This is a genomic window from Curtobacterium sp. VKM Ac-2865 (assembly GCF_015350905.1).
Lineage (GTDB): Bacteria > Actinomycetota > Actinomycetes > Actinomycetales > Microbacteriaceae > Curtobacterium.
On record NZ_JADKRZ010000005.1, the window covers coordinates 330,452 to 352,138 of the forward strand.

Consider the following 21,687-nt stretch of genomic DNA (forward strand, 5'->3'; position numbering starts at 1 on the left):
GGCTCGGGACGGCTCAGGCGCGCGCGGCCAGTCGGATCCCGGCGACGACGGTGAGCGCGGAGACGAGCACCACGTACCCGATGAGGACGGGGAGCGTCGGGAGCACCAGGAGCGCGGCACCGACCGCCACGACCGGCACGGTGAGCCCGGCGTAGGCGATGAGGAAGACGGTGGCGAGGACCCCGCCGCGCTGCTCCGGGGCGGCCAGGGCGCCGGCGCTGCCGATCGCGGCTCGGAAGATCAGGCCGACGCCCGCACCAGCGACGACACCGCCGCCGATGAAGCCGGCGACCTGCAGGACCACGGCGGCACCGGCGAGGACCAGGAGGCCACCGACGAGCAGCACCATGCCGAGGCGGATCTGGGCCCGCTGCGAGAGCCGGGCGAAGACGAGCTGCGAGAGGGCGCTCGCGGCGAAGACGCCGAACGTGGTGGCACCGGCGGCGAGTCGGTCGGTGACGTGGAAGGTGGTGCCGAGGAAGGTCGGCGCGACCGAGGTGAACAGGCCCTGCACCGCGAGCGCGGCGAACGCGGCGACGCCGGCGGCCCAGAACGCGGCGGACTTGCCGGCTGGCGCCTGGACGCGCTGGGGGCGGTAGGGGACGCGCTCCTCGGGGCGGTCCACGGTCTCGGGGGCGGCGAGCACGGCGACGAACGCCACGACGAGCAGGACGACGAAGACGGCGTACGGCACCAGCAGCGGGGCGCCGACGAACTCGGCCAGGGCACCGCCGATGAGCGCGCCGAGCGACAGGCCGCCGAGGTTCACGACGCCGGCGGCGATGCTCGCGGTCTTGGCGGACCGCGGGTCACCGGTCGCGCGGACTCGGAGCTCCCCGAGGTGCGCGGTCGCCGTGGCGGTCAGCGTGCCGATGCCGAGACCGGTCACGAAGCGGGCGACGATGAGGCCGCTGACGTCGTTCCAGACGAGGAACAGCACGGCCGCGACGAGCTCGAGGGCGATCGAGACGAGGATGAGCGGCTTGCGCCCGTGCACGTCGCTGAGGTGGCCGGCGAGCCAGAGGGACCCGACGACGCCGACGCCGTACGCCGCGAACACGATGGTCGTCGTGAAGGTCGGGAAGCCGTCACGCGCCTGGTAGAGCACGTAGAGCGGAGCCGGGACGGTCGCGAAGGCCATCACCGCGAGGAAGGCGAAGGCGACGGCCCAGAAGCCGGCCCCGTGACGACGGCGGGTGTGCGCACGTCGGCCGCGAGGAGCGGGCACCCGGTCATCGGGTGTGGTGGGGGTGGAAGCGGTGGGCGTCGCCGCGCTGTCCGTGACGGTTGACATGGTGCCATCGTCGTCCCGCCGGTCCATCATGTCGAACGGATCTCCTTGATGTCCGCCATCGACCTGCTCGATGATGGTCCGATGGAGACCCGCCTGCTCGAACAGTTCGTCGCCGTCGCGGACGAGGGCACCGTGACGCGGGCCGCCGAACGGCTCTGGGCAGCGCAGTCGACGGTGTCGGCGGGCATCGCGAGCCTCGAGCGGTCGTTCGGCGTCCGGCTGTTCGACCGCACCGGCCGGCAGCTCGTGCTGACCACGGCGGGCGAGGACCTGCTCCCCCACGCCAGGGCCGTGCTGCAGTCCCTCGACCGGATGCGCGACCTGGCGACGGCGACCGACGCTGAACTGCGCGGGCGGGTGCGGCTCGGGATCTTCACGAGCATGGACGTGGTCGACCTGATCGGGGTGCTCCGGACGTTCCGGGAACGGCACCCGCTCGTGGCCGTCGAGCTCATGACCTCGCCGTCCGGCACGACGGGGCTCGTGCAGGACCTGGCGTCCGGGCGGCTCGACCTGGCGTACTGCGGCCTGCCCGTCGTGCCGGCCGGCATCACCGTGGAGCCCCTCCGCGAGATGCCGTTCCGGGCCTTCGTCGCGACCGACCACCGGTTTGCTGGACGGGCCTCGGTGTCGCTGGCGGAGTTGGCCGACGAACCGTTCATCGACACGGCGCACGGCTTCGGCAACCGGGTGATCCTCGACCAGGCGCTCGAACGGCTCGGGATCCGTCGGCGCATCGTCGCGGAGATGAACGACATGCCGGCGGTCGTGCGGTTCGCGACGGCGGGGCTCGGCGTGGGGGTCGTCCCGGACTCGGGCGTGGCGCACGACGGGGTCGCGATCGACCTCGAGGACGAGGTCGATCCCCTGCGCGTGGGGCTCGCGATGCGGACGACGCCGGCGCCGAACCGGGCGACGCAGGCGCTCGCGCAGGACATCGTCGCCGCGCGGCGCTGACGGCGGCCGGCGCCGGGACCGGCGCGGTGGTTCCGGCGCAGTGGTCCGGAACGGCGCCGCACAACCGACGTGCGCTCGAACCACGGACGTGCCCGGTTCGAGCCGATTCCGGTTGTGCGACGCCAGGCGGAACCGTGCCGCCGGCGCGGTGGCCGGGCGGTCAGGCGTCGAGGAGGGGCGCGATCCGGTCGACCGACCGCTGGGCAGCGGCGGACGACGCCACGAAGCCGATCACCACGATGCCGACACCGATCCCGACGACGATCCACCACATGGCGTGGGTGGCGACGGCGAACCCGGCTCCGACGCTCGCGACCGCGCTCGCGCCGGTGACCGTCCCCGCGAGGGCGACGCCGAGCGACACCCCGGTCTGGCGGCTCGTCGAGGCCACGGCAGCGGCGGACCCGGCCTGGGCGCGGGGCATGCCCGAGACGGCGGTGTTCGTGATCGGCGCGTTCACCATGCCGAACCCGAAGCCGAACAGCACGAAGGCCACGACGAGCACCCACATCGGCGTGGTGGCGTCGATCGTCGTGAGGACGGCCCCGGCACCGCCGATGCCGATCCCCGCGAGGACCAGGGGCACGCGCGTGCCGAACGACCCGACGAGCCGCCCGGACACCGGCGACATCACCATGGTGGCGAGGGCCGCGGGCAGCGTCCAGAGGCCGGACTCGAACGGGGACATGCCCCGGACCTCCTGCAGGTAGAGCGCGTTGAGGAACAGGAACGCCCCGTTCGCCCCGAACGCCGCCACCGCGGTGAGCACGGCGGCCGAGAACGGGATGCTGCCGAAGAACCGGACGTCGATGAGCGGCTCGGTGCGACGACGCTCGACTGCCACCAGCAACGCCAGGGACCCGGCGGCCACCACGAAGAGCCCGAGCGCACCGGGCGAGGTCCAGCCGAGGCGCGGCCCCTCGATGAGCCCGCCCACCAGGGTCGCGAGGAGCACGATGACGAGCAGCTGGCCGACTGGGTCGAGTCGACGGGGCTTCGGGGAGCGGGACTCCGGGACGAACAGGAACGTCAGGACGACCGCGGCGATGCCGATCGGCACGTTGATCCAGAAGATGGCGCGCCACCCGACGGTGTCCGTCAGTGCTCCGCCGACGAGCGGGCCGACGCCCATCGAGACGCCGACGACTGCGCCCCAGACACCGACGGCCCGAGCGCGTTCCTTGGCGTCGTCGAACGTCGCGGTGATGATCGACATCGCGACCGGGTTCATCATCGAGCCGCCGACCGCCTGCACCATGCGGAAGACGACGAGCCACCCCACGCTCGGCGCGAGCGAGCAGAGCAGCGACCCGAGCGTGAACAGCGCGAGCCCGATCTGGAAGGTCCGGCGGCGGCCGATGCGGTCAGCGGTGGACCCCGAGAGCATCAGGAGGCTGGCGAGCACGAGCGTGTAGGCGTCGATGGTCCACTGCAGGCCGCTGATGCTGCTGTGGAGCTCGCGGCCGATCGACGGCAGCGCGACGTTCACCACGGTGGCGTCCATCGAGACGATGAACAGGCTCATGCAGCAGACCGCGAGGATCACGTACCGGTGGCGGTACCGGTCCGGGAGCGCCGGGTCACCCAGCGCGGGGCGACGGACCTCAGTGGAAGCCGTCGTCGTCTCCTGCACCCGGGGTCTTGTGGCCGCCGAGCATGTCGTTGTCGTCCTGGTCGCTCGTGGCGGCGAGCTGCAGCATCGCGAGCACCACCACGACGACGATGAACGCGACGCCGAGGAAGATCAGGGCGAGCATGACCTCCCGCGTCGAGAGCAGCACGACGAGCCCGGTGAACACCGCGATGATCGCGGAGATCCCGAGGAGCTCGACCGGGCGCATGCGGTCACGACGGCTGGGGGTGGTCATGCGTGTGGTGCTCCGTCCGGGGACACTGCCGGGGCAGTCGTCCCCCACTTGTGCGAGAGGCCGGCGATCACGTGGAAGACCGCCGTGATGGCGAGGTAGGCGCCGAGCAGGCCGACGAGGACGATCGAGGCGTCGAGCGTGCCGGTGACACGCTCGACCCCACCGAGCTGCTGGGAGTAGTCCGGCGGCGTCACGAGGAACGCGATCGCCAGCAGCAGGGTGAGCCCGCCGATGGTCGACCAGTCGCGTGAGAACGGCGACCGGCCCCGGCTCCGGAGGCCCTGCATGAGCTCGAGGGCCCCGGTCAGCACGGCGAACGCGACGACCACGGTGATGAAGGCCGGCAGCCCGAACCCGTTGCACGCGATGCCGACGACTCCGGCGACGACGCTGACGACGGCCTGCGCGAGCGCGGTACGACGCGAGCGGGGGTCCTCACGCAGTCGGGCCGCGCTGCCGATGCCGACGACCGCGCCGTCCACGATGGCGAAGACGCCGAACAGCAGCAGGCCGTAGCCAGCGGCGTGGTTTGACGAGAAGGTGATGACCATCGCGATGATCGCGGCGGGGACGGCCCGCATGACGGGGATCGGCCAGTACCGCGCGCGCTGGTGTGCGTCGGCGACGGAGTCGGACACGAGACCTCTTTCGGGCATGTGGATCGAGGTTCCGATCCTACCGCCGCCCCGATGTGCCCCGGTCCGGCGGGGCCCGTCGGCGCTGAGGATCCGAGAACCTCAGCGCCGACGGGAGGGATGCCGCGGGGTCAGTCGCCGGCGGGCGCCGCGGGCCCCACGGCACCGGGGACGGGCTCCCCGAGTGCACGACGTCGGTGCCGTGCGAGCGCCCAGCACCCGCCACCCAGCACGAGGAGCAGGACGCCGACGCCCGCGGCGAGCGCCGTGCCCGCCGCGCCGGTGTACGCGAGTGCACCCGGGCCTGCCGGTGTCCGGTGCCCGGCGCTCGGCCCGCCGTCGCCACGGTCGGTCGCCGGAGCGGTCGTCGGAGCGGTCGTCGGGCGCGCGGTCGGGGTGCCGGTCGGGCGTGGGGACGGTGTACCGGTCGGGGTGGGACCGGGTGTTGCACCGGCGTCCGGGCCGTCCGGACGCGGCACGACGATCGCGACCTCGTCCGAGGGGTCGCCACCGTCCGGGTCGCTCGGCGAGGTCGCCGTCGCCACGTTCACCACGTCGGACCCGTCACCGCGGTAGTCCGGGTCGAGGACCGTCCGGATGTGGAACGCGTGCTCCTGTCCGACGGCGAGCGACTCCCCCGACCGGCACGTCACGTGCTGCCCCTCGGCGGTGCAGCCGTCGTCGGACCCGGTGAACGCCATGGCGGCGGGCAGGTCGTCCACCGCGCCGACGTCGTGCGCCACGGCGGGACCGCGGTTGCGGGCGGTGACGACGTACTCGACCTCGTCCCCGGGTTGGACGTCCGACGACGGGCTGACCCGCTTGTCCGTCTCGACGTCGGCGCGCACGGTGACCGGTGTGGTGGCGGTGGAGGTGTTGTCGGACTCGTCGGCGTCGGCGAGGCCCGGTGCCACGTCGATGGTGGCGACGCTCGTGAGCTCGCCGGTGGCAGCGGCGTCGAGCGCGCCCTCGACCGTGACGGTCGCCGTGCCCCCGCGGACCAGGTCGAGCGTCGTGTCGACGTCTCCGGTCCCCCGTTCGTCGGCGCAGCCCGATCCGTCGGAGGCCGAGCAGGTCCACGTCACGTCGCTGAGCTGGTCGGGGACGTCGACCGTGAGCGGGCTCGGGTCGGAGTCGTTGCGGCCCACGTTCGACGCCTCCACGGCGTACCGGACCCGTTCGCCCGCGACCGCCGGGGCGGTCTCGTGCTCGACGCGCAGGTCGGCGGGCTGCGCGACCCGGAGGGCGTCGATCTCGTGGATGCTCCGGAAGGCGCCCGTCGCGCCGGTGAACCCGAGCCGCAGGGTGTCCGGCAGCGGCGCCTGCCCGTCGCCGCCGAGCTGGACGTCGTCGAGCACGGTGGTCGTGACGCCGTCCGTGGTCATCCGGACGGTCAGGTCGAGTCCGTCGTCTCCTGGCTGCAGGGTGACCCGCACGGTCCGTGTGGCGGGGCCGTCGGTCGTGACGCCGCCGGGCGCGGGAGCACTGTCGACGTACCGGTACCCGTCGGTGCCGTTGCCGGAGCCGCGGACCGTGACGGTGTCCGGCTGCTGACCGGGGCCGCTGCCGTTGATCGGCAGGGAGAAGTTGCCGTAGAGGTCGAGGGCCACGGCGGCGAACCCGCCCGGCAGCCCCGCTGTCTCGCAGGGGCCGGTCCCCTGGTTCTGCTCGGTGCGGCAGGCGTAGCCGAGTGCGGCACCGGTCCCGCCGACACCGGGTGCCGCGGCACCGTCGGCGAGGTACAGGAGCAGTCCGTCCGCGCCGCGGTCGACCGGGGACCACATCGCGTAGTCGAACTCGACGTCCAGCCCGAGGCCGGACGGGAAGGCGTCGTCCATCGCCCAGGCACCGGCACGCCCGAACTCGGCGGGTGTCAACCGGAGCCGTCCGTCGACGATCGCCGCGCTGCCGGTCAGCGTGCCGCCGCTGCCGGTGGTGAAGTCGTTGACGTAAGGGAACGTGAGGTCGTCGGCCTGCGCCGGACCGGGTCCGAGCGGCGCGACGAGGACGGCGGTCGCGGCTGCTGCGGCACCGAGACCGAGCAGCCGTCGCATCGCGGAAGTCCGGCGAGGACGAGCGGGTGGTGCGGGTGGCGGTGGTGGTGGTTTCGCTGGTGATGTCATGCCACCGATGCTCGCGACCGGGCGGCGACCACACGGCGGGGCCGGGTCCATCTGTGGAACCCGGCCCCGAGCCTCCTGGCTGTGGAGGGATCAGCCGCGCCGGCGCCGCAACCGCCACGGCCACCGCGACCGCGACCGCAGACGCGCTACGACACCCACACCGTCGTCTCCCCCGGCAGCATGCCGTCCGTCAGCGGCCCGGACGCCAGCAGCACCTGTCCCTCGGGCAACGCCACCGGCGAGGTGCCGAAGTTCGTGTACGACCGCCACCCGTCGTGCCGGGCGAACCCGACGACGTGCACCGGGGTGTCCAGCCACGTGAGGTGCTCGCCGCGCTGCAGCTGCCGACGGGCGGCGAAGGCGGCGCGGTACAGCGACAGCGTCGACGACGGGTCGTCCGCGAGCGCCTCGACGCTCGACGCACCGAAGTCCTCGGGCTGGGGCAGCTGCGGCGGTACGGCACCGAAGCCGAACGACGGGCCGTCGACGGTCCACGGGATCGGCACCCGGCAGCCGTCGCGGCCCTTCACGGTGTGTCCGGAGCGGATCCACTTCGGGTCCTGTAGCAGCTCGCGCGGGATGGCCGCGGCCTCGTGCAGCCCGAGCTCCTCGCCCTGGTAGGTGTACGTCGAGCCGGGCAGCGCGAACAGCAGCAGCGATGCCGCCCGGGCCCGGTGCAGCCCGTGGTCGCGGTCGAGCGGGGGCGTGGTGCCGTCGGTCATCAGCCACGCGTCGGTGTCGGTGTCGTCGGGCAGCCCGTACCGGGTGGCGTGCCGGACGACGTCGTGGTTCGAGAGCACCCACGTGCTCGACGCCCCGGACTCCTCGGACATGGCGAGGTTGCGCTCGATGACCGTGCGGAAGGCGGTCGCGTCGAACGGGGCCTCGAGCAGGTCGAAGTTGAACGCCTGCCCGAGCTCGGTCGGCCGGGCGTAGAGGACACGACGGGGTGCGGGCGCCCAGGCCTCGGCGATCGCGGCGCGCGGCGGGTCGTACTCGTCGAGCACGCGCCGCCAGCCCTCGAAGATCTCGTGCACCTCGTCGCGGTCGTACAGCGGGTCGGAGCCGTCGTGCGGCAGCGCCTGCTCGTTCGAGGGACGGTAGGGCTCGGAGAGGTCCTTCGCGAGCCCGTGCGCGACGTCGACGCGGAAGCCGTCGACGCCCCGGTCGGACCAGAAGCGGAGGGTGTGCTCGAAGTCGTCGTGGACCTCGGGGTTCGTCCAGTCGAGGTCTGGCTGCTCGGGCGCGAACAGGTGCAGGTACCACTGGCCGTCCGGCACCCGGGTCCAGGCGCTGCCGCCGAAGTTCGCCACCCAGTCGCTCGGCGGGAGCTCCCCGTCGGCGCCGGCACCCTCGCGGAACACGTACCGCGCCCGCTCGGGGGACCCCGGCCCGGCGGCGAGCGCCGCGCGGAACCACTCGTGCTCGTCCGAGGTGTGGTTCGGCACCACGTCGACGATCACCCGGATGTCGTGCGCGTGCGCGGTGGCGATGAGCGCGTCGACGTCCTCGAGCGTGCCGAGCCGGTCGTCGACGTCGCGGTAGTCCGCCACGTCGTAGCCGCCGTCGGCGAGGGGCGACGGGAAGAACGGGGAGAGCCAGATCGCGTCGACCCCGAGTTCGGCGAGGTACGGCACCCGGCTCGTGATGCCGGCGACGTCGCCGAGACCGTCGCCGTTCGAGTCGGCGAAGCTCCGCGGGTACACCTGGTAGACGACGGCCTGACGCCACCACTGGGCGTCGGGGGTGGCGGGGGTGCTGGCTGGGGTCCTGGATCCGGTCACCCCTGCACGCTACCGACGCCGACACACCGCGTTCCGAGGGTCGGGAACACGGCGTCACAGGAGGCGGTTGGTTGTCGGTGGAACAATCGCACCCGACAACGACGTCGCCGAACGACCACGCTCGACCACGAAAGGGTCCCCCATGACGAACGTCCTGGTCCTCGTCGGCAGCCTCCGCGCCGACTCCATCAACCGCAAGCTCGCCGAAGCCGCGATCCACCACGCACCCGAGGGCACCACGCCCGCCGTGTACGAGGGCATCGTCGACCTGCCCTTCTACAACGAGGACATCGACGGCGAGAACCCGCCGGCCGCAGCGGTCGCGTTCCGCCAGGCGCTCGCCGACACCGACGGCGTCCTGCTCGTCACGCCGGAGTACAACGGCACGATCCCGGCTGTCCTGAAGAACGCGCTCGACTGGGCCTCGCGTCCGTTCGGCGCCTCGCCGCTGTCCGGCAAGCCCGTCGCCGTCATCGGTTCCGCCTTCGGTCAGTACGGCGGCGTCTGGGCGCACGACGACGCCCGCAAGGTCGCCGGCATCGCGGGCGCCAAGGTCCTCGAGGACGTCAAGGTCGCCATCCCGCAGTCCGTCGTCCGCTTCGCCGAGACCCACCCGCGCGAGGACGACGAGGTCACCGAGCTCGTCCAGGGCGCGCTGACCGCGCTCGCCGAGGCCGCGCAGGAGCCCGCCGCGGCCGCGTAGTCTGCCGCACCACGCACCGGACGGGAGGCTCCCCACCAGCTGGTGGGGAGCCTCCCGTCCGATGTCTCCGTCCTCGGCAACCAACGGTCCCCGCCGGTTTCGCTAGACGAGCTAGCAACGAGACGGGTTACCCTGATCCGCATGTCCATGCAGGAGATCGCCGAAGCGTCGGGGTACTGGTTCCCCGACGACGACGCGACCCAGCGCGGCGTCGCCGTGCTGAACGCACTCCGTCGGTACCGCGCAGCCGAGACCGCGATGCGACGGCGCACCCGCGACTCGATGGGCATGGGCGAGACCGACCTGCTCGCCGTGCGGTACCTGCTGCAGGCCCAGCGCGCCGGCCGTCAGGTCAGCCCGAAGGACCTCGCCGCGTACCTGAAGATCTCGTCGGCGTCGACGACGATCCTCATCGACCGCCTCGTCAAGAGCAACCACGTCCGTCGCGACAAGCACCCGACCGACCGCCGCGCCCTCGTCATCACCCCGACCACCGAGAGCGACGACGAGGTCCGCGCCACGCTCGGCACCATGCACCGCCGCATGATGTCGATCGCCGAAGGACTCACGCTCGAGGAGGCCCGCACCGTGGCCTTCTTCCTCGAGCACATGCGCGACGCCGTCGACCAGGTCGACGCACCCCCGTCGCACTGACGCCGGCCGACCCCCGCGCGCACGCAGCGGGGGACGCTTCCTCACCGCGCACTGTGAACGGCGGCGCTCCCACCGCGTAAACCGGAAGGGTCAACCGAAGCGAAAGGAGCCACCACCATGCACGCATCGGACAAGATGGCCGCGAACCTCCAGGCGGTCCTCGTGGACCTCATCGACCTGCACCTCCAGGGCAAGCAGGCCCACTGGAACATCCTCGGCACGAACTTCCGCGACCTGCACCTGCAGCTCGACGAGATCGTCGACGCGGCCCGTGAGTTCGCCGACGACACGGCCGAACGCATGCGCGCGCTGTACCTGGTGCCCGACGGCCGCTCGGCGACCGTGGCCGCCGGCAGCCACCTCGACGCCTTCCCCGACGGGGAGATCACCACGCACGACGCGATCGACCAGATCACGCTCCGCCTGTACCAGGCAACGGGCACCATGCGCGACGTGCACGACGAGGTCGACGAGGAAGACCCGACGACGGCCGACCTGCTCCACGGCTTCATCGAGCGCCTCGAGCAGCTCGCCTGGATGGTCAGCGCCGAGAACCGCGCTCCCCGCACCCCGCTCGCCGCCGCGGTGACCTCGCAGACCGCCGAGGCCTCCGCGCACGCGTGACACCAGCACCACCAGCAGGTGACCGCGCGGCGCACTCGCGCCGCGCGGTCCTTCGTTGAACCAGGAAGGGACCGACGTGGACCTCGGCATCCAGGGCAAGACCGCACTCGTGTTCGGCGGTGACTCCGGCATCGGCTGGAACACCGCCCGCATCCTCCTCGCCGAGGGCGCCACGGTGGTCGTGACCGACATCGACCAGGCACGACTCGACAACGCGGCCGACCAGCTCGAGGCCCCGCTCGGCAGGCTCCACGCCTTCGCCGCGGACGTGCGGAGCGCCGAGAGCCTGGCCGCGCTGCACGAGCAGGTGCGGGGCGCCGTCGGCGAGATCGACATCCTCGTGCAGTCCTCCGGGGTCACCGGCGCCCAGGGCATGTTCCACGAGATCGACGAGGCCGGCTGGGCCGAGACCCTCGACGTCGACCTGATGGGACCCGTGCGGATCACCCGCGAGTTCATCGCCGACCTGCGGAACGGTGGGTGGGGTCGCATCGTCTACCTCGTCTCCGAGGACGCCTCGCAGCCGTACGACGACGAGCTGCCCTACTGCGCCGCCAAGGCCGGGGTGCTCTCGTTCGCGAAGGGCCTGTCGCGCAGCTACGCGAAGGAGGGTCTGCTCGTGAACACCGTCAGCCCCGCCTTCATCCACACGCCGATGACCGACACGATGATGAAGAAGCGTGCCGAGCAGATCGGCGGCACCTTCGACGAGGCCGTCACGAGCTTCCTCGACGAGGAGCGTCCGTACATGGAGCTCAAGCGTCGCGGTGAGCCGGAGGAGGTCGCGAACGTCGTCGCGTTCCTGTGCTCCGAGCTCGCGAGCTTCGTCAACGGCTCCAACTACCGGGTCGACTCCGGCTCGGTCGCCACGATCTGACAGGGACACCATGACTGACTACCGCTACCTCATCGTCGGCGGCGGGATGGTCGCCGACGCGGCCGCCCGCGGCATCCGCGAACTCGACACCGACGGCTCGATCGGCGTCCTCAGCGAGGACGTGGACCGCCCGTACGCGCGACCGGCCCTGTCGAAGAAGCTCTGGACCGACCCGGACTTCAGCTGGGACGAGAAGGTCGACCTGCACACCGAGGAGACCGGCGCGGAGTTCGTGCTCGGCACCCGGGTGGTGTCCATCGACCGCGCCGCCAAGACCGTCACGACCGCCGACGGCGCCACGCACGGCTACGACCAGCTGCTCATCGCCACCGGCGGCAAGCCCAGGGGCCTGCCGGGGCTCGACCCGTCCGACCGGGTGCTCGACTACCGCAGCGCGGCCGACTACCGGCGCCTCCGCAGCCTGGCGGACGCCGGTGCGCACGTGGTCGTCGTCGGTGGCGGCTACATCGGCACCGAGATCGCGGCGGGTGTCGTGCAGAACGGCGCCCGCGTCACCCTGGTCGACCCGGACGAGGTGGTCGGCGGCGCGATGTTCCCCGACGACCTGGCCAGGGCGTTCCAGCAGCGCTTCATCGACCACGGCGTCGAGCTCCGCACCGGCCGCCGCGTGACCGAGGGGTCCCAGACCGCCGACGGCGTGACGCTCACGCTCGACGACGGCTCCGTGATCGAGGCCGACGCGGTCGTCACCGGGCTCGGCATCGAGCCCGTGACCGGGCTGGCCGCGGACGCCGGCCTCACCGTGAACGACGGCATCGTCGTGTCCTCGACGCTCGCCACCGACGACCCGGCCGTGTTCGCCGCCGGTGACGTCGCCGAGTACCCGGACCGGATCCTCGGGACCCGCCGGGTCGAGCACGTCGACAACGCGAAGCAGCAGGGGCGTCAGGCCGGCCGCAACCTCGCCGACGCCGACGAGACGTACGACCACACCCCGATGTACTACTCGAACGTGTTCGACATGGGCTACGAGGCCGTCGGGACGGTCTCGACCGACCTGCGCACCGTCGAGGACTGGCAGGACCCGACCGTCACCGGTGTCGTCTACTACCTGGACGACGACGACACCGTGCGGGGCGTGCTGCTCTGGAACGTGTCGGACAAGACGGACGAGGCCCGCGCGGTGCTCGCCGAGGCGAACGCCCTCACGCCCGACATGCTGCCGGGCCGCATCACGGCCTGAGCGCGCGAGCGCACGTCGCGCACCGCGACTGCCTGGAGGCCCGGTGCCGGTCTGTGGGACCGGCACCGGGCCTCCAGGCGGTCGCCGTCGCCGTCTGCCGGACCGTCAGCGGTCGTCGCGCCGGTTCAGCTCCGGGGCGACCGCTTCGGTGATCTCGTGACGGACGTCTGCGTCGACCGGGGCGTCGGCGTCGTCCGCCATCGCGAGCGCGTGGGCGGACTTGCCGGCCTCGAGGACCTCGTCGTCGCCCGTCGCCATGCCGAACAGCTCCTTGAAGCGCGCCCGGACGACGAGCCAGGCGTCGCCGAGGCCGAGCCGGGCCAGGTCGGTCTTCGTCGAGTCGTCGCGGACACGCTGCAGGGACGACACCCCGCGGTCGGTCAGTTCGCCCTTGACGTGGGCGACGGCCAGCCGCGCGACGGCGTCGGCCTGCGCGTGCATGACCGAGTGCGCTCCCCCGACGACCTCGCGGAGGACCGCGTGTGGGAAGACCCTGGCCAGGCGTCGGACCCAGTCGCGCGGGACCATCGCGTCGTGCTCCCCGCGGACGATGAGCACGCGGGCCTGCACGTGCGGGGCGCGCTCCTCGATCGGGAACGCGATCATCTTCGGCAGCACCTTGCGGAACCAGTGCCAGCCGCAGAGCGCGTACGCGGTGACGGCGTGCCAGCGGACGACGGAGGGTTCGTGGAGCGCCGAGCGGAGGAAGCGGACGGCGGACTCGCTGACCGTGCGGGCCTTCGAGTCGACGACGGGGCTGATCAGGACCAGGTCGGTGATCTCCGGGTGGCGCGCGGCGACCTCAGTGACGACCTGCGTGCCCATCGAGTGGCCGACGAGCACCGGGTTCTCGAGGCCGAGCTCCTCGATCACGCGCTCGACGGCGTCCGCGTAGCGCTCGATCGAGACGGGGCCCTTGAAGGCCTTCACACCGGCGAACCCGGGCAGGTCGAGGGCCCGGACGGGGCCGAACTCCTCGAGGTTGGGCGCGAGGCGCTCGTAGTACGTCGAGGCGATCCCCAGGCCGGCGACGAGCAGGAACGGGCGCTTGCCGACGTCGCCGATCGAGCTGACGCGGACGTTCGTGCCGCCGACGGGGACGCGGTCGACCTTGACCACGACGTCGGCGCTCTCCGTGTGCTCAAGGGCGTCGGCGTGGCGCGGGTGCTCCTCGTTCACGTGGGTCTCCTCGGGTGGCAGGCGGTCGCCCAGACTACCGCCAGGGGTCCGTCACTCCGAGGTGCGCGGGCTGTCAGCCTGCGAAGGCGCAGCCCGCAGCGGCCGCGCGGCTCAGCCTGCGAAGGTGAACGCCGGCACGCCGTGCACCTGGGTCGGCACCGCGAAGACGCCCCCGGAGTGCGGGTGCTCCTCGAGCTGCTCCTCGGTCAGGTTCTCGCGGGCCGTCGCGACGAAGAGCGTGGACATGTCGTCCCCGCCGAAGGCCACGGACGTGACGTTCGGCGCGGGGATCTCGACCGTCTCCAGGTGTGCACCCGAGGCGTCGTACCGCTCGACGCGCCCCTCGCCGTAGCTCGCGCTCCAGAAGCAGCCCTCGTCGTCCCGCACCAGGCCGTCGTGGGGAGCGCCCGCGACGAAGGGCTCCAGCTCACCGAGCTCCCCGTCGGGTCCGTACGTGGCGCGGTAGATCGTCGAGGTGCTGGTGTCCGTGACGTACATCAGGTCACCCTCGGGGGACCACTCGAAGCCGTTCGTCGTGCCGAAGCCCCCGCGGAGCAGCCGGGTCGTGCCGTCCGGCTCCACCGAGTAGAGCGCGCCGTCGGGCTCCCCCGTCGTCAGGTTCATGCTGCCCACCAGGAAGCGGCCGAACGGGTCGCACTTGCCCTCGTTGAAGCGGATCCCGGCGTGGGCGTGCTCGACCTGCGCGATCGTCCGCGGGTTCCCACCGTCGGCATCCGTGACGACGACCGTGTCACCGAGGGCCGCCACGAAGCCGCCCTGGGCCCGCGGTTGGAAGGACGCCAGCGGCGGGGGCAGCGGCACGGCGCTCAGCGGGGAGCCCGACGCGTCGGCGGTGTTCAGCGTCCCGAGGGTGATGTCGGTCCATCGCAGGACGCGCTGGTCGGGATCCCACACGACGCTCTCCGCGAGGACGGCGCCCGCGTCGGAGAACAGGTGGGCCGGTCCGGTGGTGGCGCTCGTCGTCATGGACCCGGTCTACCGCGGGCCACCACACACCGCGCCCAGCCGGTGCTCACCGGTCGGGTCCGCCGCCCACGGCCACCCCGTGAGATCGCACTCCGTGTCGCCTCAGGCGGGCGGGAGGCGACACGAAGTGCGATCTCACGGGGGCGGGGACGACCTGCGCTGCGATGGCGTCGCCGCCGACGCCACCCAGGAAGCGTCAGATCTTCGCGTACTTCGCGCGGAGGAAGCTGTAGGCGCCGAAGGCCAGGAACCCGATGCCGACCACCACGAGCACGACGGACCCGCCGGGCATCGACCGCAGGGCGTCGAACGCCCCGTCGAGTCCGGTCGCCTGGTCGGGGTCGCTCCGGAAGGCCGCGACGGCGACGAGCACGCCGACGATGGTCACCGCGATGCCCTTCGCGACGTACCCGGCGACCGCGAGCACGGTGAGCGTCGGCTCGACCGAGCGCGGGGGCGTCACGAGCTGCTTCCGGTACGAGCGCCGGATGCCGATCACCACGAGACCGACGCCGACCGCCACGGCGATCGCGGCGACCAGGAGCAGCAGGAACACCCCGCCCGGGGTGGCCAGCGCCTTCGCGGCGGCGCTCCGGGTCGAGCCGCTCGAGCTCTTCCCCGCCCCGAGCGCGAACGACCCGGCGGAGTACGCGATGGCCCCGTACACGACGGCCTTCGCCGCGTTCTTCGCGCGGGCCAGCCACGCGCGGGCACTGTCGGTCCGACCGCCGACGACGGCCTCGACGACCAGACGCAGGCACAGCGCAGCCGTGCCGACGGCCACCACCCACAGCAGGACGATCCCGCCGGGGACGGCCGCGATCTGGGCGAGCGCACCGGACTGGTCGGTCTCGCCCGACGTCGACCCCTGCGAGCTGCTGCCGGCCGCGGCGTTCCCGATGCCGAGCAGGATCGCCAGGTACCCGATGAGCAGGTGCACGACGCCGCTGCCGACGAAGCCGCCCCGTGCGGTCAGTTCGAACCAGCGGCTGTCCGCCACGCGGCGCGCCTGTCGTCCGGTCTCGCGGGCAGTGGCTTCAGCGCTGGTGTTCACGGGTGACCACACTGCCCGACGCGGCTGCGGATGTCCGGCGCGCCCCGGTGTGCACAGGAGACACGGGCAGGACGGGAGGCGCGGTGCGAGCCCGCACCGCGCCTCCCGTCCGTCGGTCAGTCCCCCTTCACGTTCACGACCTGGCGCAGCGTGTGCCGGATCGTGACGAGGTCACGGGCGTCCTCCATCACCTGGTCGATCGGCTTGTAGGCCGCCGGGATCTCGTCGAGGAACGCGTCGGTGTCGCGGTACTCGATCCCGACCATCGCGGCGCGGAGTTGCTCGTGGGTGAACGTCCGACGCGCGGCCGACCGCGAGTACATCCGGCCGGCCCCGTGCGGCGAGGACTCCAGCGAGGGCTTGTTCCCCCGCCCCTCGACGACGTACGACGCGGTGCCCATCGACCCGGGGATGAGCCCGAGCTGCCCGGTCCGCGCCTGGATCGCGCCCTTGCGGGACACCCACACGGACTTCCCCCAGTGCTCCTCGCGCTGCGTGAAGTTGTGGTGGCAGTTGATCCGCTCGCGCTCGTCGACGGGCTGCCCCATCACCTCGGACAGCTGCCGGACGACGCGGTCCATCATCTCCTCGCGGTTCAGCAGGGCGAAGTGCTGCGCCCACCGGAGCTCGGCGACGTAGCGGTCGAACTCGGGCGTGCCCTCGACCAGGTACGCCAGGTCCGGGTCCGCCAGCTCGATCCACCACGTCGTCATGGCCGCCTTGGCGATCGCGATGTGCCGCTGGGCGATCCTGTTCCCGACCCCGCGTGACCCGGAGTGCAGGAACAGCCAGACGCGGTCCTCCTCGTCGACGCTCACCTCGATGAAGTGGTTGCCGGACCCGAGGGTCCCGAGCTGGTTCCGCCAGCCCTTCAGCGCACCCGCCGGGTCGAAGCCGGCGGCCTCGGCCATCGTCTCGAGCTCGGCGATCCGCGGTGCGGCGGTCGCCACGATCTTCCGGTTCGTGGCGCCCGCGGACAGCGGGATCGCGCGCTCGATCTGCTCGCGGAGGGGCTGCAGGTCCTCCGGCAGCTCGGCGCGCGTGAACTGCGTGCGCACGGCGATCATGCCGCAGCCGATGTCGACGCCGACGGCAGCGGGCATCACGGCGCCAAGCGTGGGGATGACGGACCCGACGGTCGCGCCGAGGCCCAGGTGGGCGTCGGGCATCAGTGCCACGTGCGGGAACACGAAGGGCATCGCCGCGGTGGTTCGGGCCTGCTGCTCCGTGTTCTCCTCGAGCAGCGACGCCCAGGACAGCAGCCGGCCGGTGATCTTCTGCATTGTTTCTTCTCGTCTCGTCTCTTCAGGGTGACGGTCCGAGGCGGAACTGTGCCGAGCCTCCCGTCCGGTGTGGACCGGACGTCCCTGACAGACGCGACGTCCCTGGCGGACGCGACGTCCGAGACGGACGCGGCGTCCGTGACGGACGCGAGGAGGACGGCGAGCGACGCCCCGGGCCGGGTGGGCACGGGGGCGTCGTGTGACGGTCGTGCCTACGCGGGGTTCCCGGCGGACTGCTGCTCGCTGCGCTGTTCGAGCAGCACCGCGAGCGCATCGAGCTGGAGCTCGATCCGCTGTTCGGGATACTGCACGGCGCGCATGCGCGGTCCTTCCGGTGTCCTGCCGATGGCAGGTCCTGCCCAGGGCGGGCAGGAGAGCGACACTAGCGCGACACGCCCGGGATGCACAACCCGGCTCCGGCGGACGGCCTGGAGGCTCGGCACGGCTCCGGCGGGCGGGGTACGCGGCAGGGTGCTCACCCGCAGGGCCTCCGGGCAGCATGGAGGCATGTCAGAACGCACGCGAGACACGCCCGACGCCTCCGACAACGAGGAGCGCACCGACGGGTACGTGCCCCTTCGCTCGTACGGCGCGATCGGGGACGGCCGGACCGTGGCGCTCATCGCCCGCGACGGCCGCATCGACTGGCTGCCGATCCCCTCGATGGACTCGCCGCCCGTCTTCGCCAGCATCCTCGACGCCGAGCACGGCGGGCACGTGGCGCTGCGCCCGGTGGCCGACGACGCCACCGTGTCCCGCGCGTACATCGCCGGCACGAACGTCCTGGTCACCACGTGGACCACGTCGTCCGGCAGCGTCACCGTGACGGACGCCATGGTCACCGGCGTCGCCGGTCGGCTGCCGTGGGCCGAGGTCGCGCGCTGCGTGCAGGGCGTCGAGGGCACGGTCGAGATGGAGTGGGCGGTGGTGCCGGGCACGCTGCTGAACCAGGCGGAGCCGAAGCGCCTCGACACGGGCAACGGCGCGGTCATCGGCATCGACGGCGTCACCATCGCGATCGTCGAGCACGGCTTCGACCCGGTGCACGACGACGGCCCCCGCTTCTCGGGGCGGTTCGCCGCGACCGCGGGGTCGAAGCAGATCCTGACGATCGTCGGCACGCACGACGAGCCGATCTTCATGCCCCGACCGGAGAGCGCGCTCGCCGCGATGGACCGGACGATCGCGAACTGGGAGGCCTGGTCGGAGGAGTTCAGCTACGACGGCCCGTGGGCGGAGGCCGTGCAGCGGAGCGCCCTCGCGCTGAAGCTGCTCATCTTCTCCCCCACCGGGGCCATCGCCGCCGCGCCGACCACGAGCCTGCCCGAGGACCGCACCGGCGGGAAGAACTGGGACTACCGGTTCGCCTGGGTGCGCGACCTGTCGTACACGGTGCACGCCCTGACGCGCTTCGGCCTGCGCGAGGAGACCCACGCCGCCGTGTCGTGGATGATGCGCACGATCGCCGACCACGACGAGACGATGCCGATCTTCTACCGACTCGACGGCACGAAGACCGACGAGGTCGAGGAGCGCGACGTCCCCGGGTGGAACGGCATCGGCCCGGTCACCGTCGGCAACCGCGCCGGCGACCAGCTGCAGCTCGGGGTCTGGGGCGACGTCTTCGAGATCCTGCGCCAGTACGTCCGCGCGGGCAACGTCCTCGACCGGAAGACCGCCGCGGTGCTGCAGGACCTCGCCGACGACGCCTGTCACCGCTGGCCGGAGGCGGACTCGGGCATGTGGGAGCTCGAGGAGACGCAGCACTACGTGTCGAGCAAGATCGGCTGCTGGCAGGCGCTCGACGCGGCCATCGAGCTGCACGACGCCGGCATGATCGACGGCCCGAAGGAGAAGTGGCAGGAGAACCGCGAGCTCATCGAGGAGTGGGTCGCCGAGAACGGGTGGAACGAGGAGCTCGGCGCCTACGTGATGTACCCGGGCACCGACACGCTCGACACCTCGATCCTGCTGCATGCGATGAGCGCGTTCGACCGGGGTCCCCGCATGGAGTCGACGATCCGCGCGATCGAGGAGCAGCTGCAGCACGGGCCGCTCGTGTACCGGTACTCGGGCATGGAGGTCGAGGAGTCGCCGTTCGTCGCGTGCTCGTTCTGGCTCGCGGCTGCGATGGCCTGCGTCGGACGGGTCGACGACGCCAGGAGCCTGATGGACGACATGGTCGCGCAGGCGAACGACGTCGGGCTGTTCAGCGAGATGCTCAGCGCCGAGGACGGGGCCTTCATGGGCAACATCCCGCAGGGGCTGTCGCACCTGGCGCTCATCCAGGCGGCGCTGACGATCGAGGAGGTCGCGGAGTCCGGGTCGTGACCCGGTGCCGAGTCAGCCGATGCTGATGGCGACCAGGCCGGCGACGCCGACCAGGTAGAGCAGGACGACGACGAACGAGTCGACGCCCATGCCCGCGATCCGGCGCTGCGGCCGGAACACCAGTCCGACCGCGTAGACGAGCGTCAGCACGGCGGCCAGCGCGGTCAGGTAGACGTCACTGGCGTTCGCCTGCGGCAGCACCGCCTTGCCGGACAGCAGGGTGGCGACGAGGAACAGCACCGGCAGGAAGGCGTTGCCGCCGAAGATGTCGGAGACCGCCAGGTTGTCGTCGCCCTGCTTGACGGCCTGGAGGCCCGTGGAGATCTCCGGCAGGCTCGTCGCCAGGGCCAGGACGGTCGCCCCGAACAGCACGCCGGAGAGCCCGATCTGGCTGGACGCCGCGTCCCCGGCCTGTTCCAGCACGACACCGGCGACCAGGGTGGCGAGGGCGGAGACCGCGAAGACGACCGCCGCCTTCCTGGTGCTCATCGGCTTCGTCGCGTCGGGCTTGCGGGTGCGGTGCCCCATGGTGTGCGGACTGGCGTCGGGCGCGTGGCCGCTCTCGTGCCACGGTAGGCCCTTGCTCGCGCGCTGCACCAGGAACAGCCCGACGAGCCAGATCGCCGCGATGAGCACGACGTCCGGGGTCAGCCGGGCGACGACGAGGTCCGGCGGCAGCTGACTGCCCGCGATCACGACGCCGAGGACCGCGACGACCACGACCGCCTCGAGCACCAGGGTCAGCGAGGCCGCGCGGTAGGTGATCGGCTTCACGCCCTTCCCGCGCTTGCCGAACGCGTCGAGGACGGCGATGACGACGGTCTGCAGCGCGATGCCACCGAGGATGTTGCCGGCCGCGACCTCGATCGACCCGGACAGCCCCGCGCTCACGGTGATGGCGATCTCGGGCAGGTTCGTCGCGACGGCCAGCACGATGAGGCCGCCGAGCGCGCTGCCGAGGTGCAGGCGGGCGTCGAGCACGTCGGTCGTCTTCGAGAGCTGGATGCCGGCGACCCAGATCACGGCCGCGCCGGCCACGAAGACCACGACGAGCAGCCAGAGGGGCAGTGAGTCCATGCAGCAGACCGTGGACCACCGCGCCCGTGGGGGTTCTCGGAGGGAGACTGGTTCCTCGGCGTGTCCGGGGCTGGCGGCCTGGGTGCGCCGTCGGGGGGACGGGGCATCATGGTCTGACGATGAACGACGTCGACGCACGGATGGACCGGCTCAGGAGGGCCGCCCGCTACCGCTACCAGCAGCTCGTCGAGAGCGAGATCGAACGCGGATCGCTCGACCCGGACGAGGTCCGCGAGGAACGCCGGCTGCTCAAGGCCGCCGACGTGGCCGCCCACGCACGGGCCCAGATCGAGGAAGCCGAGCGGCGCGGGGTCTTCGACGGCAACCCGTACCACGGCAAGCCCCTGCCCGGGATCGACGGCCAGCACGACCCCGACTGGTGGATCAAGTCGAAGATCGAGCGTGAGGACATCCGCGGCATCGCGCCGCCCGCCCTGGCCTTGCGGACCGAGGACGCCGAGCTCGACGACCACCTGGACGCACTCTCAGTGGAGTCCGACGTCCGCGACGTCCTCGTCGACTTCAACGCCCGCGTGAAGGAGGCCCGCCGGCAGCTCCTCGGTGGGCCGCCGGTGGTGACGCCGATGCGGGAGGTCGAGCCCGAGGTGCAGGCCTGGCGCGAACGGCGGCAGGTCCGGATGGCGTCGGCCGCCCGGGCAGCGGAGCAGGCGCTGGCCGATGCCCGCCCGCGTCGCTGGTGGCGCCGGCGCCCCTGACGCTGCCCCGGGAGTGGTCTTCTCGCGCAGAAGGTCCTTTCGCGCGTAGGCGGTCCTTTCGCTCGTCGCAGGTCGTTTCGCGCGTAGGGGGTCGTTCGTTCCGACCTCCGACGCGCGTTTCCGCTTCCCGTCGCATCCGTGATGGGTGGTTCCGCGCGTGGGTGGTGCAACGCAGAGAACGCCGCCCCCGTGATCGGGGCGGCGTTCTCGTTTGTGGTGCTGTGGTGCGGGGGTGTTACTTGATCTGGGCGGTGATCGTCGCGGTGCCGACGAGCAGGCCTGCCTTGACGGCGTCGGTCTTGAAGGTGCTGTTGAGCAGCTTCGCGGCGTCGGCGGA

At 72.2% G+C, this 21,687-nt stretch carries 19 protein-coding genes; 8 read left to right on the forward strand and 11 right to left on the reverse strand.

The annotated features are described in order from the left end of the window. Positions 1-13: 13 nt before the first annotated feature. Positions 14-1,294: an MFS transporter gene (locus ITJ54_RS14140; RefSeq protein WP_194629283.1), complete on the reverse strand. Its 1,281-nt coding sequence runs from the start codon at positions 1,292-1,294 to the stop codon at positions 14-16. 48 nt (positions 1,295-1,342) lie between these two features. Here ITJ54_RS14140 and ITJ54_RS14145 point away from each other — a divergent pair, with 48 nt between their 5' ends. Then, the gene (locus tag ITJ54_RS14145) at positions 1,343-2,251 is read left to right on the forward strand and encodes a LysR family transcriptional regulator (protein ID WP_194629284.1); all 909 of its coding nucleotides are present in this window, start codon (positions 1,343-1,345) and stop codon (positions 2,249-2,251) included. Positions 2,252-2,411: 160 nt separating this feature from the next. On the opposite strand, the gene ITJ54_RS14150 is transcribed toward ITJ54_RS14145, so the two are convergent. From ITJ54_RS14150 to ITJ54_RS14170, 5 genes are all read right to left on the reverse strand, one after another. After that, on the reverse strand, positions 2,412-3,884 hold the full coding sequence (locus tag ITJ54_RS14150) for a DHA2 family efflux MFS transporter permease subunit (RefSeq protein ID WP_416354909.1): 1,473 nt from the start codon (positions 3,882-3,884) through the stop codon (positions 2,412-2,414). Continuing rightward, positions 3,856-4,119, reverse strand: a complete 264-nt coding sequence (locus ITJ54_RS14155; RefSeq protein ID WP_194629286.1) for a hypothetical protein — start codon at positions 4,117-4,119, stop codon at positions 3,856-3,858. Before ITJ54_RS14155 ends, ITJ54_RS14150 begins: the two co-directional genes overlap by 29 nt. Beyond that, complete coding sequence (locus ITJ54_RS14160; RefSeq protein WP_323741728.1) at positions 4,116-4,757, reverse strand: DUF308 domain-containing protein; 642 nt, start codon at positions 4,755-4,757, stop codon at positions 4,116-4,118. The genes ITJ54_RS14155 and ITJ54_RS14160 overlap by 4 nt, the downstream gene beginning before the upstream one ends. 128 nt (positions 4,758-4,885) lie before the next feature. Then, a complete protein-coding gene (locus tag ITJ54_RS14165) occupies positions 4,886-6,808 on the reverse strand; it encodes a DUF11 domain-containing protein (protein ID WP_194629289.1) in 1,923 nt (640 codons plus the stop codon). Between the two features lie 215 nt (positions 6,809-7,023). Then, complete coding sequence (locus ITJ54_RS14170; protein WP_194629291.1) at positions 7,024-8,661, reverse strand: glycoside hydrolase family 13 protein; 1,638 nt, start codon at positions 8,659-8,661, stop codon at positions 7,024-7,026. A gap of 142 nt (positions 8,662-8,803) precedes the next feature. On the opposite strand from ITJ54_RS14170, the gene ITJ54_RS14175 reads away from it, so the two are divergent. The 5 genes from ITJ54_RS14175 to ITJ54_RS14195 all read left to right on the forward strand — a co-directional run bounded on the left by ITJ54_RS14175 (position 8,804) and on the right by ITJ54_RS14195 (position 12,723). Further along, on the forward strand, positions 8,804-9,364 hold the full coding sequence (locus tag ITJ54_RS14175) for an NADPH-dependent FMN reductase (protein WP_194629294.1): 561 nt from the start codon (positions 8,804-8,806) through the stop codon (positions 9,362-9,364). Positions 9,365-9,505: 141 nt separating this feature from the next. Then, positions 9,506-10,018, forward strand: coding sequence for a MarR family winged helix-turn-helix transcriptional regulator (locus tag ITJ54_RS14180; protein WP_194629296.1), 513 nt, complete (start codon positions 9,506-9,508; stop codon positions 10,016-10,018). Positions 10,019-10,135: 117 nt separating this feature from the next. Further along, positions 10,136-10,642, forward strand: a complete 507-nt coding sequence (locus tag ITJ54_RS14185) for a Dps family protein (protein WP_194629298.1) — start codon at positions 10,136-10,138, stop codon at positions 10,640-10,642. 76 nt (positions 10,643-10,718) lie between these two features. Beyond that, complete coding sequence (locus ITJ54_RS14190; RefSeq protein ID WP_194629300.1) at positions 10,719-11,519, forward strand: SDR family NAD(P)-dependent oxidoreductase; 801 nt, start codon at positions 10,719-10,721, stop codon at positions 11,517-11,519. A 10-nt stretch (positions 11,520-11,529) separates the two neighbouring features. Next, positions 11,530-12,723 (forward strand): NAD(P)/FAD-dependent oxidoreductase, encoded by a 1,194-nt coding sequence (locus ITJ54_RS14195; protein ID WP_194629302.1) that lies wholly within the window; start codon positions 11,530-11,532, stop codon positions 12,721-12,723. 105 nt (positions 12,724-12,828) lie between these two features. On the opposite strand, the gene ITJ54_RS14200 is transcribed toward ITJ54_RS14195, so the two are convergent. From ITJ54_RS14200 to ITJ54_RS14215, 4 genes are all read right to left on the reverse strand, one after another. Then, positions 12,829-13,902 carry an alpha/beta fold hydrolase gene (locus ITJ54_RS14200; RefSeq protein WP_194629304.1) on the reverse strand — a complete coding sequence of 358 codons (1,074 nt, stop codon included), beginning with the start codon at positions 13,900-13,902 and terminating at the stop codon, positions 12,829-12,831. Positions 13,903-14,013: 111 nt separating this feature from the next. Beyond that, a complete protein-coding gene (locus ITJ54_RS14205; protein ID WP_194629306.1) occupies positions 14,014-14,889 on the reverse strand; it encodes an SMP-30/gluconolactonase/LRE family protein in 876 nt (291 codons plus the stop codon). Positions 14,890-15,085: 196 nt separating this feature from the next. Further along, the gene (locus ITJ54_RS14210) at positions 15,086-15,889 is read right to left on the reverse strand and encodes a DUF1206 domain-containing protein (protein ID WP_194629307.1); all 804 of its coding nucleotides are present in this window, start codon (positions 15,887-15,889) and stop codon (positions 15,086-15,088) included. A gap of 170 nt (positions 15,890-16,059) precedes the next feature. Next, entirely contained in the window at positions 16,060-17,226 is a 1,167-nt protein-coding gene (locus tag ITJ54_RS14215) for an RtcB family protein (RefSeq protein WP_194629308.1), read from the reverse strand. Positions 17,227-17,733: 507 nt separating this feature from the next. Here ITJ54_RS14215 and ITJ54_RS14220 point away from each other — a divergent pair. Next, positions 17,734-19,557 carry a glycoside hydrolase family 15 protein gene (locus tag ITJ54_RS14220; RefSeq protein WP_194629309.1) on the forward strand — a complete coding sequence of 608 codons (1,824 nt, stop codon included), beginning with the start codon at positions 17,734-17,736 and terminating at the stop codon, positions 19,555-19,557. A 12-nt stretch (positions 19,558-19,569) separates the two neighbouring features. Here ITJ54_RS14220 and ITJ54_RS14225 read toward each other — a convergent pair whose 3' ends face one another. Continuing rightward, a complete protein-coding gene (locus ITJ54_RS14225; protein ID WP_194629310.1) occupies positions 19,570-20,634 on the reverse strand; it encodes a sodium:calcium antiporter in 1,065 nt (354 codons plus the stop codon). 119 nt (positions 20,635-20,753) lie between these two features. Here ITJ54_RS14225 and ITJ54_RS14230 point away from each other — a divergent pair, with 119 nt between their 5' ends. Beyond that, the gene (locus ITJ54_RS14230; RefSeq protein ID WP_194629311.1) at positions 20,754-21,350 is read left to right on the forward strand and encodes a DUF1992 domain-containing protein; all 597 of its coding nucleotides are present in this window, start codon (positions 20,754-20,756) and stop codon (positions 21,348-21,350) included. Positions 21,351-21,687 lie beyond the last annotated feature (337 nt).